This window comes from Helicobacter canadensis MIT 98-5491 (assembly GCF_000162575.1).
Lineage (GTDB): Bacteria > Campylobacterota > Campylobacteria > Campylobacterales > Helicobacteraceae > Helicobacter_D > Helicobacter_D canadensis.
Window position 1 is genome coordinate 553,459 of record NZ_CM000776.2, and the last position, 12,627, is coordinate 566,085.

9 protein-coding genes are annotated in these 12,627 nt (G+C 33.3%); 7 read left to right on the forward strand and 2 right to left on the reverse strand.

What is annotated here, in order from left to right; genetic code table 11:
- Window positions 1–2 precede the first annotated feature (2 nt).
- On the reverse strand, window positions 3–1,010 hold the full coding sequence (gap, locus tag HCAN_RS02765) for a type I glyceraldehyde-3-phosphate dehydrogenase (protein ID WP_006655215.1): 1,008 nt from the start codon (window positions 1,008–1,010) through the stop codon (window positions 3–5).
- A 127-nt stretch (window positions 1,011–1,137) separates the two neighbouring features.
- Here gap and HCAN_RS02770 point away from each other — a divergent pair, with 127 nt between their 5' ends.
- Complete coding sequence (locus tag HCAN_RS02770; protein ID WP_006656774.1) at window positions 1,138–1,845, forward strand: Bax inhibitor-1/YccA family protein; 708 nt, start codon at window positions 1,138–1,140, stop codon at window positions 1,843–1,845.
- Between the two features lie 5 nt (window positions 1,846–1,850).
- On the forward strand, window positions 1,851–2,261 hold the full coding sequence (locus tag HCAN_RS02775) for a hypothetical protein (RefSeq protein ID WP_006655217.1): 411 nt from the start codon (window positions 1,851–1,853) through the stop codon (window positions 2,259–2,261).
- Here the strand turns inward: HCAN_RS02775 and HCAN_RS02780 are convergent.
- Window positions 2,251–3,147 (reverse strand): DMT family transporter, encoded by an 897-nt coding sequence (locus HCAN_RS02780; protein WP_006656775.1) that lies wholly within the window; start codon window positions 3,145–3,147, stop codon window positions 2,251–2,253. The genes HCAN_RS02775 and HCAN_RS02780 overlap by 11 nt on opposite strands.
- 108 nt (window positions 3,148–3,255) lie before the next feature.
- Here HCAN_RS02780 and der point away from each other — a divergent pair, with 108 nt between their 5' ends.
- The 5 genes from der (at window position 3,256) to HCAN_RS02805 (ending at window position 12,391) form a co-directional block, all read left to right on the forward strand.
- Window positions 3,256–4,656 carry a ribosome biogenesis GTPase Der gene (gene der, locus HCAN_RS02785; protein WP_006655219.1) on the forward strand — a complete coding sequence of 467 codons (1,401 nt, stop codon included), beginning with the start codon at window positions 3,256–3,258 and terminating at the stop codon, window positions 4,654–4,656.
- Between the two features lie 395 nt (window positions 4,657–5,051).
- Window positions 5,052–8,057: a type I restriction endonuclease subunit R gene (locus tag HCAN_RS02790; protein WP_006655221.1), complete on the forward strand. Its 3,006-nt coding sequence runs from the start codon at window positions 5,052–5,054 to the stop codon at window positions 8,055–8,057.
- Window positions 8,050–9,297: a restriction endonuclease subunit S gene (locus HCAN_RS02795; RefSeq protein WP_006656776.1), complete on the forward strand. Its 1,248-nt coding sequence runs from the start codon at window positions 8,050–8,052 to the stop codon at window positions 9,295–9,297. Before HCAN_RS02790 ends, HCAN_RS02795 begins: the two co-directional genes overlap by 8 nt.
- Window positions 9,294–10,601, forward strand: a complete 1,308-nt coding sequence (locus HCAN_RS02800; RefSeq protein ID WP_006656777.1) for an AAA family ATPase — start codon at window positions 9,294–9,296, stop codon at window positions 10,599–10,601. Before HCAN_RS02795 ends, HCAN_RS02800 begins: the two co-directional genes overlap by 4 nt.
- Window positions 10,601–12,391: a type I restriction-modification system subunit M gene (locus HCAN_RS02805; protein WP_006655224.1), complete on the forward strand. Its 1,791-nt coding sequence runs from the start codon at window positions 10,601–10,603 to the stop codon at window positions 12,389–12,391. The genes HCAN_RS02800 and HCAN_RS02805 overlap by 1 nt, the downstream gene beginning before the upstream one ends.
- The last annotated feature ends 236 nt before the right edge of the window (window positions 12,392–12,627 follow it).

Sequence of the window (12,627 nt, forward strand, 5' to 3'; positions counted from 1 at the left end):
TGTCATTTTAATATAAAGCAAGCCATCTCTAAAATGCGATGAGAATAACCCCATTCATTGTCATACCAAACCATAATTTTTGCCATATCCTCTAACACAAAAGTCAAATCCAAAGCCACAACTCCACTTAAGGGGCAATTAACAAAATCTTGAGAGACTCCATAGGATTCATCAACGCCTAAGATTCCTTTTAAATGGCTAATTGAGGCTTGTTTAAAAAGAGTGTTGATAGATTCTTGCGTGGTATTTTGTAAAAGATTGATATTGAGATCAACCATAGAAACATCAGCTACAGGGACACGCACACTATGCCCGTGGAGTTTATTTTTCATTTGGGGTAAGACTAAATGCAATGCCTTTGCTGCTCCAGTTGTTGTGGGTATGATATTGATTCCAGCGGCTCTTGATCGTCTAAAATCACCCTTTCTATGGACAGAATCGATGAGGTTTTGATCATTTGTATAGCTATGGATGGTGGTTAAGATTCCATTTTTAACACCAAAGTTTTCATCTAATAGTTTGATAACAGGAGCTAGTGCATTAGTTGTGCAACTTGCATTAGAAATAATTTTTTCTCCCTTATAGTCTTGATGATTAACCCCAAGGACAAAAGTTTTTGTAGAATCTTTTGCAGGAGCTGAAAAAATCACGCGTTTAGCCCCCTTTTTTAAATGACATTCAACAAGCTCACTCTCTAAAAATAACCCACTTGCCTCAATAACAATATCAGCCCCACAAATATCAATTTCTTGTGGAGTTTTTGCATTGCTAAAGGGAATTTCTACGCCATTAAAAGTGAAATGATTAGTTTGCGGATTATAAGATTCTAGAGTGATTTTGTGAGTTTGATGAATCGAATCGTGTGCAAAAAGATAAGCAAGCATTTGGGAATCAGCAGAATCATTGATTCCAACAATTTCAATTTTATCTTGCATTTCGCATAAGGCAACGCGTGCGATGCAGCGTCCGATTCTGCCAAATCCATTAATAAAAACTTTAATTTTTTCCATATAATTCCACCACCAACCGCTTTTAAAAGCGTAATTGTAACATAAAAAAAATAAAGAATTGGGATTTATTTTTTATAAAATTAGGATATAATGTAATTTCTATAATTTAAAAACAAAGGAAATGAAAATGTCATTGTATGATAGGAAGCCAATGAACAACTATGGGCAGTATGCAGAAAATAGCTTTGTGCAAAGTGATATGGCATTGGTTAGCTTTGTAAAACAGACTTATCAGCTTTTTGCAGGTTCTCTTTTGGCAGCGACTATTGGTGCTTATATTGGCATCAGCGCTTTAGGTGGTGTGGTAGCACAATATTATATTGGATTTGTGATTTTAGAATTTGCCTTACTTTTTGGATTGTTTTTTACCAAAGCAAAACCAGGCATCAATCTTTTGATGCTTTTTGCTTTTACTTTTGTAAGTGGTTTGACATTAACTCCAATCCTTAGCAGAGTGCTTGGAATGCCAGGTGGAGCTTCTATTGTAGCACAGGCATTTTTATTGACAACAGCGATTTTTGGCGTGATGAGTATTTTTGCACTTCGCACTACAAAAGATTTAGCAAGTATGGGCAAGATACTTTTTATTGCTTTAATTGTTGTTGTGATTGGCTCACTCATTAATCTTTTCTTGGGAAGTCCGCTTTTACAAGTAGCAATTGCTGGGGTAAGTGCAATTTTATTTAGTATTTTTATTGCCTATGATACACAAAATATTGTAAGAGGACTTTATGATAGCCCTGTTACTGCTGCAGTAAGTCTTTATTTAGATTTCTTGAATCTTTTTGTATCCTTGCTTCAATTGCTTGGAATCTTTGGTTCTAGAGAGGAATAAGCGCTTTGAATCAACTCTCTGATTCAGAGTTAAGAATATTAGATGCCAATCTCAATCGTTTGAGAGAAGGCATTAGGGTTATTGAAGATATTTTGCGCTATAGCTTCAATGAAAAAGCTTTAGTACTCAAACTAAAAAATCTTCGTCATTCTTGCAAATTAAAAAATCTTCATTCTCTATTAAATTCAAGAGATTCTCAAAATGATGTTTTAAAAACTTCTATACCACAAGAACAGATACGAAAAGGCTTAAAAGATATTGTAGTTGCCAATTTTAAACGCACTCAAGAATCAGCGCGAGTTTTAGAAGAAATTCTCAAGCTTCAAAAAATTGAAGAAAGTGAGCAATTTAAAAATATTCGCTACACTCTTTATGTCTTGGAAAAAGAAATTTTTAATACTTTCTTTATGAATTAGATTTTTTTCTTTTGCTGCTTAAAGCGGCTAAGATTCCACCACAAGCAATTAATACCATTCCAACAATGATAAAGCCATGTGGAATTTGATCTCCTAAGATAATTCCTGCTAAAGTCGCCATAAAAATTGTTACATAACTAATTGCTCCAATTAGAGGCGGATTTCCTAAGCCATAAGCTTTTGTAAGGTAGATTTGTGCATAAGTTGAGACAACCCCAAGTCCAAGGATTAAAATCCATTCTTTAGAAGTTGGCATAACAAAAGGCATAAATAAAGAGATAGGGTAGTTTTCATAAGGGACTAATTGGGTAAAAAGAGGGAGAATTGATCCAAAGAACATTAAGGAACCAATAATGATTCTAGGATCATAATTTTTAGCTAATTCTGCGACTGAAAGATACGCTAAAGCAGCACCGATTCCACTATAAATTCCTATGGTTAATCCCCAAAGGCTTAAATGGAGATTTTGAGGATTGGAGATGAGCAAGATTCCGCTAAAGCCAAGGAAAATTGCAATCCAAACTTTAAAGGAAACTTTTTGACGGATAAAAAATACACTAAAAAGGGCTAAAAAGATAGGTGAAGTGTAAGAGAAAGCAAAGGCGATTCCAAGAGGCATTACAGACATATTATAAAAATATGCCATCATCGCACTTCCTCCGGCAAAGCCACGAAAAAGCAGAATAAAAGGTCTGCCGCCTTGTGGTGTTTTTGGGGGTTTGATTAATAAAGCAATGAGTATCCAAATTAACCCAAAGAAATTTCTAGCAAAGGCTACTTCAATGGCAGGTAGGTTTGGCGTTAAGATTTTAACAAACATTCCCATAAAAGTAAAAAGTAAGGCAGCAATAAGCATTGCTATAATGGCTTGTTTATTTTGATACATTATTATTCTTTTTGTATTTTTGTAAAAATCATACCCTTTTTAGTCTTATAGTTTAATTTGACAAAAGAGGTATTTAAGGGGTAAAATTTGCTTTTTAAAAGGGAATTTATGGATAAATTTTATGGAACTATTGCGATTATGGGGCGACCTAATGCAGGGAAAAGCTCACTTTTTAATCGTTTTTGTAAATCAAGAATTGCTATTACTTCTGAGATTGCTGGGACAACAAGAGATGTAAAAAAGGCTAATGTTAGCCTAAAAGACACTCCTTTTTTGTTATTGGATACAGGTGGGCTTGATGAGAGTGATTCCTTGTTTGTGCAGGTTACAAAACATTCGCATAATGCTGGAGAAAGTGCGGATTTGATTTTATATGTTGTTGATGGCAAAATGCCACCAAATCCTTTGGATAAAAAAATCTTTTATACCTTACAAAAGAAAAATCCTAATATTTTTTTAGTGGTTAATAAAATTGACAACGACAAAGAGCAAAGTAATGCTTGGGAATTTAGTGAATTTGGGGCTTGTCATTTATTTTTTATATCCGTATCTCATAATCGTGGAATTGGAAAATTAGAAGAAAGTATTGTTAGGTTGCTCAAAAAAGATTCACTTACACAACTTTTTAATGCAGTAGATGAGGAAGAATCATTAGAAGAGTTTTTGGAGACTTCTGCAATACAAGAGAAAGAAGAAGTTATTAATATTGGGATTATAGGTAGAGTAAATGTAGGCAAAAGCTCACTTTTGAATGCACTTTTGGGGCAAGAACGATCGGTAGTTTCTAGCAAGGCAGGGACAACTATTGATCCTGTTGATGAAATGGGTGAAATTGAAGGTAGAAAAGTAAATTTTGTGGATACAGCAGGTATTAGACGCCGAGGAAAAATTGAGGGATTGGAGAAATTTGCACTTAATCGCACTAGAGAAATTTTAAAAAGATCAGATATTGCAGTTTTGGTTCTAGATGCTTCAAGTCCTTTTGTAGAATTGGATGAAAAAATTGCAGGTTTGATTGATGAGTTTAAGTTGGGCGTTATTGTGGTGCTCAATAAATGGGATATCGCTCACAAAGACTACAAGGGAATTATGGAAGATTTTAGATTGCGTTTTAAATTTTTGGATTACGCACCTGTTTTAACGATTTCGGCAAAAAATGGACGCCATATTCAAAAATTAGAGCAAGAGATCTTGAAAGTTTATGAGCATTTTTCTTATCGTATCCCGACTGCTAAGATTAATGAGATAATCAAAGAAGCTACAATGCGACATCCTATTCCAAGTGATAGGGGAAAGATTGTCAAGGTTTATTATGCGACGCAGTTTGAGACAAAACCACCTCAAATTGCTTTAATTATGAATCGCCCTAATAGTTTGCATTTTAGTTATAAGCGTTATTTGGTTAATTTTTTGCAAGAAAGGTTTGATTTTAGTGGGACACGCATTATTTTTATTGCAAGAGGAAAAAACGCTTTTGAAGAAACAAAACAAAAGAATTTTGAAGAATAGTTTGTAGGTTTTAGAATCTAAAAATGGCACGACTGAGTTTTTACCAATATCTATAAATGCTTATTTTTAGGTATTTATAGCTTTTTTATATTTTTTAAAGAATCCCAAAAATAACCTTATTAAAATATAGATAGAAGAGGATCTTATCTTGCAACTATCCTTCTCTTGCTAGATTATTGCGACTTTTTATTTTGATAATTTAATAAAAAGAGAGTAAAACTACATTTTTTATAGTTGTATCATATAATGTTATGCTTTTTAAAATATTTTATGTATTTTGATATATTATGGGATACATGTTTGGTTCATGTTATAATATACTATTGTATAATATTTTTTAAATTAAAAAGAGCAATATATAATGTTTTAAGCTCAAAAAAAAAGGATGTATATTATTGAAAAGTGAAAAAACAATTGAACAGAGTTTTATCAAAAAACTGAAAGAATTAAAGTATATATATCGGGAAGATATTAAAGATAAAGCCTCTTTAGAGGAAAATTTTAGAAAGCATTTTCAAGAGCTTAATAGGGTCAGACTAAGTGATTCTGAATTTGTAAGATTGAAAGAAAGCATTATTACGCCGGATGTGTTTTCAGCGGCAAAAATCTTGAGAGAAATTAACACCTTCAAAAGGGATGATGATACCCCCCTACAATATACTCTTGTAAACACAAATGATTGGTGCAAGAACGAGTATGAGGTGATCAATCAGCTTCGTATTAATACTGAAAATAGTCACCATAGATACGATGTTATCATTCTTATCAATGGCATTCCTGTTGTACAAGTTGAATTAAAGTCGCTGCAAATTACTCCCAAAAGAGCTATGGAGCAAATTGTTGATTATAAAAACGATCCTGGGAATGGATATACAAATTCTTTGCTTTGTTTTATGCAACTTTTTATTGTCAGCAACGAAAGTAATACATATTATTTTGCCAACAACAACAAAGAGCATTTTGCTTTTGAGGCTGATGAACATTTTTTGCCTATATATCAATTTGCCGATAAGGATAATAAAAAAATTAACCATTTGCACGATTTTTCTCAAGCTGTGCTGCGTAAATGTGCTTTGGGTGAGCTGATTAGCAAATATATGGTCTTAGTAGCGAGTGAACAAAAGATGATGATTATGAGACCATATCAAATTTATGCGGTTAAAGCCATTATGGATTGCATTGAGCAAAACAGAGGGAATGGCTATATTTGGCATACAACAGGAAGTGGTAAAACCCTCACATCTTTTAAGGCATCCACCTTGTTAAAAGATAATCGCAATATAGCAAAATGCCTTTTTGTAGTAGATAGAAAAGATCTTGATCGGCAGACCAGAGAAGAATTTAACAAATTCCAAGAGGGATGTGTGGAAGAAAACACCAATACAGACACTTTAGTGAAAAGACTTACTTCGAAAGATTATAGAGATAAAGTAATTGTAACGACTATTCAAAAGTTGGGTTTGGCACTTGATAACGATAATAAGCAGAGTAAAGAGAAAAAGAAAAAAGGCGAACTCACATACAAAGAGAGATTGGCACCTTTAAAAGATAGTAGAATTGCAATTATCTTTGACGAGTGTCATCGTTCGCAATTTGGAGAAAATCACAAAGCGATTAAAAACTTCTTCCCAAAGGCTCAGTTGTTTGGGTTTACTGGCACACCTATTTTTGAAGAAAATGCAACTTACAAACAAATTGATGGAACAATCGGTTCTTATACAACCACGAATGATGTTTTTGAAAAAGAACTGCATGCTTATACGATTACTCATGCTATCGATGATAGAAATGTATTGCGATTCCATATTGACTACTTTAAGCCGAAAAATGACAGAGAGGCTTCAAGAATCAATGAGGAACAACAAAAAAAGGCTATAGTACAAACTATTCTGTCAAAACATGATGCTATAACAAATAATAGGAGATACAATGCTATTTTAGCCACATCATCCATCAATGATGCTATTGAATATTATAACTTGTTAAAAGAAGCAAAAGAAAATTGTATTAATGCTGATGATAGCAAATTTAAGCCATTAAATATCGCCTGCATATTCTCGCCACCGGCGGAAGGTAATAAGGATGTTCAGCAAATTCAAGAAGATCTTCCACAAGAAAAAGAAGATAACCAAAAAGAACCTGATAAAAAGAAAAAAGCATTAATGGAAATTATCAAAGATTATAACAAACAGTATGGAACTAGTCATGACATCGGCAATTTTGATGTGTATTATCAGGATATACAGCAAAGAATTAAAGACCAGAAATATACTAACGCAGATTATCCACATAAAAACAAAATTGACATTACCATTGTTGTGGATATGCTGCTGACTGGTTTTGATTCTAAGTATCTGAATACTTTGTATGTAGATAAGAACTTAAAATATCATGGCTTGATTCAGGCATTTTCTAGAACAAATCGAGTTTTAAATGATACAAAACCTTATGGTAATATCCTTGATTTCAGAAGCCAGTCTGATGAAGTAGATAAAGCCATTGCTCTGTTTTCCGGTGAAAATAACAGTAACCGAGCAAAAGAAATATGGCTTGTTGACCCAGCACCAAAAGTTGTTGAAAATCTTGATAAGGCAGTAAGCGAATTAGAAAAATTTATGGAATCTCAGGGATTGGAGTGCAAACCAGAAGAAGTAAATAATTTGAAAGGTGATGCTGCAAAATGTGAATTTATCAATAAATTCAAAGAAATACAGCGTTTAAAAACGCAGCTAGATCAGTACACGGAAATTGAAGAAAAAGACGCAAAAAGAATCGAGGAGCTGTTGCCGGAGGATACCCTGCGTGCGTTCCGTGGTGCTTATATTGATGTGGCACAAAGGCTGAAAGCTGAGCAAGGAAAAGAGAACGAAGATAAAAATTCTGAAGTTGAACAGCTCGATTTTGAGTTTGTTCTGTTTTCATCCGCAATTATAGATTATGACTATATCATGGCATTGATTGCAAAATACACTCAGACTGAACCAGAAAAGCAAAAAATGAATAAAGAACAACTCATTAACATGCTTTCGGCTACTTCCAATTTGCTTGATGAAAGGAAAGATATTATTGAATATATCAATTCGCTTCAAGTTGGCATGGCTTTGGATGAAAAGGGAATCAAAGCAGGGTATCAGAAATTTAGAGAACAGAAAAACAATCAAGAAATTAATACTATTGCAGAAAAATATAAAATTGAAATTCAAAGTTTGAAAGTGTTTATTCAAGAAATTGTCGACCGAATGATTTTCGATGGAGAAAAACTCGGTGATCTTCTGGCTCCGCTTGACCTAAGCTGGAGAGAAAGAACGCAAAAAGAATTGGATTTGATGGATGATTTGATCCCATTGTTAAAGAAACTGGCAGATGGTCGTGAAATTATAGGGTTGAATGCGTATGAATAAGAAGAAAGAAATAGTGCCTAAGTTAAGATTTTCTGAGTTTTCTAAATCATATTGGGGTATTACTCAACTTAATATGCTTGCAGGCAAAATAACAGAACGAAATAAAGATGATAGTATCAAAAGAGTTTTTACAAACTCCGCTACCGAAGGCGTTATAGACCAGGAAGAATACTTTGATAGGAATATTGCAAACAAAAATAACCTAACAGATTATTTTGTTGTGGAAAAAGGTGATTATGTCTATAACCCCAGAATATCAACCACTGCACTGGTAGGACCTATTTCTAAAAATAAACTCGGTATTGGGGTGATGTCTCCTCTGTACACTATCTTTAGATTTAAAAATAAAGGAAATGATTTTTATGAGCATTTTTTTCTTACAAATTTATGGCATGCTTATATAAAAAACCTTTCAAATACAGGGGCAAGGCATGATCGTATAACAATATCAGTGGATAATTTTATGAAAATGCCACTTCCGTATGCTTCTCCTGAAGAACAACAAAAGATTGCTGATTGTTTATCCTCCATTGATGAACTGATTGACACAGAAAGCAGAAAACTGAAAGCATTAGAAAAATACAAAAAAGGCTTGATGCAAAAGCTGTTTCCTACTGAGGGGAAAACTCTGCCTGAATGGAGATTCCCTGAGTTTCAAGGATGTGGAGAGTGGAAGTATGAAGAAATAGGAAACATCGGGGAAGTAATAACTGGAAAAACTCCATCCACTTCAGATGCCGCTTTGTGGGATGGTGATATACAATTTGTTACACCAACAGACATTACGGAAAACAAGTACCAGCACCACACGCAAAGAACAGTTGTAAAAACTCCTAAAATGAAGGTTTTGCCAAAATACACTATAATGTATACATGTATAGCATCTATTGGAAAGATGGCTTTATCCTTATATCCTTGTATCACAAACCAGCAGATCAACTCTATTGTTCCCAAGTCTTTTTACAACAATGAATTTATTTATTATTCATTACTGCAAAAAACATTTTTGATAAAAGCTGGATTTGCTAATTCCACATTACCTATTATTAATAAGACTGATTTTTCAAAAATACAAGTCCCGGTAATTTTGGATAAAAAAGAACAAGAAAAAATTGCAGGCTGCTTGTCAGAGATAGATACCATGATTACAGAGCAATTAAAAAAAATAGAGAGGTTAGAAACACATAAAAAAGGATTAATGCAGGGATTGTTTCCTTCTCTTGAGGAGGCAGATGTATGAGTATAAATGTACCGGAAAAGCTGTCTAAACAGGAATATAACGATCTTCTTAACGATTTGAAAAAATATGATTTAACTAAATACACGGATCTGATTAAAGAAAATTATAAAAAGCCAAAAGGAGAAACGGAGTATTTCTTAAAAGGTGGTATTACAGAGCCAATTCGCATCAATTTAGATTATGTGCTTAAACGGATTTCGGATAAGCAAGTATTCGACAACCTACAAGAAATCGTTCAATATTTGAGGATGCTGTTGGAAGATAAAAAGTATGTTTTATTATTTGCCTATAATGGTACTGGCAAAACAAGGTTATCTGCTGAATTTAAGACATTAGGGCAGACACTAAATGAGGAAACTGGAGAAAAAACGGCGGATACATTATATTATAATGCTTTTACAGAAGATCTCTTTTACTGGGATAACGATTTGGAAAATAATACTAAGCGATTTTTGAAATTAAATAGTAATTCCCGGTTCTTTTCTGGACTGAGAGACTTGGAAATGGAAAGCAGAATTCGCCCCTTTTTACATCGTTATGCCGATTTTGATTTTACTATCGATTATAATGAATATAGAATTAGCTTTTATAGGAATGTTGTGACTGACGAAGTCAGTCAGAGAGTTGACAATATTAAAGTTTCCCGTGGCGAAGAGAATATATTTGTCTGGTGTTTTTTCTTGGCTATTATGCAGTTAGTTGTTGATAAGGTAGAATCTTATAATTGGGTGAAATATATTTATATAGATGATCCTATTTCATCTCTGGATGATAATAATGCGATTGCTGTAGCAAGTCATTTAGCGACTTTAGTGAGTGGTTCAGATATAAAGGTAGTTGTATCGACACATCATGCGTTGTTTTATAATGTCTTGTGCAATGAAATTGCAAATCCCGAAAGATTGTTTTTTCAAAAATTATCAGGAACTAGATACATATTAAAAGATACGAGTAAGACGCCTTTTTTCCATCATGTTGCTTTGCTGAAGGAGCTAAAGAAGGCAGCTGATTCAGGAGAGCTCTATACTTATCACTTCAATATTCTTCGCAATATTTTAGAAAAGACGGCATCTTTCCACGGATATAAAGATTTCTCATCGTGTTTAAGAAAAGAAGATGAGGATTCTGTTGTGTATAGAAGAATCATAAATTTGCTAAGTCATGGGAACTATTCAATTTTTGATCCTAAAGAAATGGTTAAAGAAAACAAAGAATACTTCCAAAAAATACTCAATGACTTTTTGGAAGATTACAAATTTAATCAGAATATATTTGATACAGATCAGACACAAGAGGAAAACTGATGAATGATATACAACAAAAAAAGTTAGGCTCAACATTATGGGCGATTGCAGATAAACTGCGTGGTGCGATGAATGCTGATGATTTTAGAGATTATATGCTGTCTTTTCTCTTTTTGCGTTACTTGTCTGATAATTACGAAGAGGCGGTAAAAAAAGAATTAGGCAGCGATTATCACAAAAGTGAGCTTGAAATACAAAAGAATGGAGCAAATCAAGACGCTTATATTGACGAACTCAAAAATATAATCATCAAGCATAGCAATTCACTTTCTCCAAAGGAATTAGGCTTACAAGAGGACGAAAAAGACCAAGAAAAAATCAAAAAAGCAAGACAAGATTTTATAGATTATAATAATAAGATGCTTTATAGCCATAATGTCATTCCTCTTGCTGTTTGGTATATTCGCAATTTAGATCAAGTTGATATGCTTGAAAAACAAATGCGCCGTAAAATTCATTATGTGATAAAACCGGCATATTTGTGGAGCAATATATATGAATTGGCAAGGACACAAAATAGTCAATTATTAAAAACATTACAGAGAGGGTTTAAGTATATTGAGAATGAATCATTTGAAAGCAGATTTCGTGGTTTATTCTCAGAAGTGAATCTTGATTCTGATAAATTGGGAAAGAATTATAGTGAACGAAATATTCTTCTTTGTCAGGTTATAACTGAAATTGCACAAGGACTTTCAAAATTTCCAAATGAAACAGATCTTTTGGGCGATGCCTACGAATATTTGATTGGGCAGTTTGCTGCTGGTTCTGGTAAAAAAGCAGGTGAATTCTATACGCCACAACAGGTTTCAACCATTCTTTCCCGAATTGTATCTCTTGATAGCCAAGATCCAAGCACTGGAAAAAAAAGCAAACTAAAAAATATACTTGACTTTGCTTGTGGTTCAGGATCTTTGTTAATCAATGTGCGAAAGCAATTTGGTGCAAATAGCATCGGTCAGATCTATGGGCAGGAGAAAAATATTACTACCTACAACCTTGCTCGTATGAATATGCTACTTCATGGCGTCAAGGATTCTGAATTTCAGATTCATCATGGAGATTCTTTGTTAAATGATTGGAATATCTTAAATGAAATGAATCCTGCAAAAAAAATGCAGTTTGAAGTAGTTGTCGCAAATCCTCCATTTAGCTATAGGTGGCAGCCAAAAGAAGAAATGGCTGAAGATTTCCGATTTAAAAACTATGGACTTGCTCCGAAGTCAGCAGCAGATTTCGCTTTTTTACTGCATGGTTTCCACTTTTTAAGTGATGATGGAACAATGGCAATTATTTTGCCACATGGTGTGCTGTTCCGTGGTGGTGTTGAGGAAAAAATTAGAACAAAACTTCTTGAAGATGGAAATATTGATGCTATCATTGGTTTGCCTGCAAATCTCTTTTTTTCCACAGGGATTCCGGTATGTGTTTTGGTTCTGAAAAAGTGTAAAAAGTATGATGATGTTCTGATTATTAATGCTAGCGAGTATTTTGAAAAAGGAAAACGCCAGAATATACTTTTACCTGAGCATATCGATAAGATTATTGAAACATATCAATACCGAAAAGAAGATGATAAAAAATATTCTCGCCGAGTTTCTATGAAAGAAATAAAGAAAAATGGATATAACCTAAATATTTCTCGCTATGTCAGCACTGCACCTGAAGAAGAAATTGTTGACATTGAAGAAGTATGGGATGAGCTTGAAAAAATTGAGAATGAAATTAAGAAGGCAAAGGCTAAACACAATGAATTTTTAAAAGAACTAGGATTAAAATTAATTCCATAAAATTTTATTTCGATATAAAAATACTGAATATACAACAGTATTTTTTATGAATTTCAAGTTTTTTATCGCTGAATAGTTAAAATTTAAATTATTCAATATTTTTATTTACAAGATTTGCTTTGCTATGTCTGTAATTTTATTCAGAATTCTAATAAATTGAACATATATAGCGCGAAATAATTGAAATCAAAATTATTTATTTTGCTTATATAGTGCTTTGAAAATATTTTTTGGAG

Coding starts and splice junctions, on each gene's coding strand:
- gap (WP_006655215.1), bottom strand. CDS start 1,010: ATGGAAAAAATTAAAGTTTTTATTAATGGATTTGGCAGAATCGGACGC.
- HCAN_RS02800 (WP_006656777.1), top strand. CDS start 9,294: ATGAGTATAAATGTACCGGAAAAGCTGTCTAAACAGGAATATAACGAT.
- HCAN_RS02770 (WP_006656774.1), top strand. CDS start 1,138: ATGTCATTGTATGATAGGAAGCCAATGAACAACTATGGGCAGTATGCA.
- der (WP_006655219.1), top strand. CDS start 3,256: ATGGATAAATTTTATGGAACTATTGCGATTATGGGGCGACCTAATGCA.
- HCAN_RS02780 (WP_006656775.1), bottom strand. CDS start 3,147: ATGTATCAAAATAAACAAGCCATTATAGCAATGCTTATTGCTGCCTTA.
- HCAN_RS02805 (WP_006655224.1), top strand. CDS start 10,601: ATGAATGATATACAACAAAAAAAGTTAGGCTCAACATTATGGGCGATT.
- HCAN_RS02795 (WP_006656776.1), top strand. CDS start 8,050: ATGAATAAGAAGAAAGAAATAGTGCCTAAGTTAAGATTTTCTGAGTTT.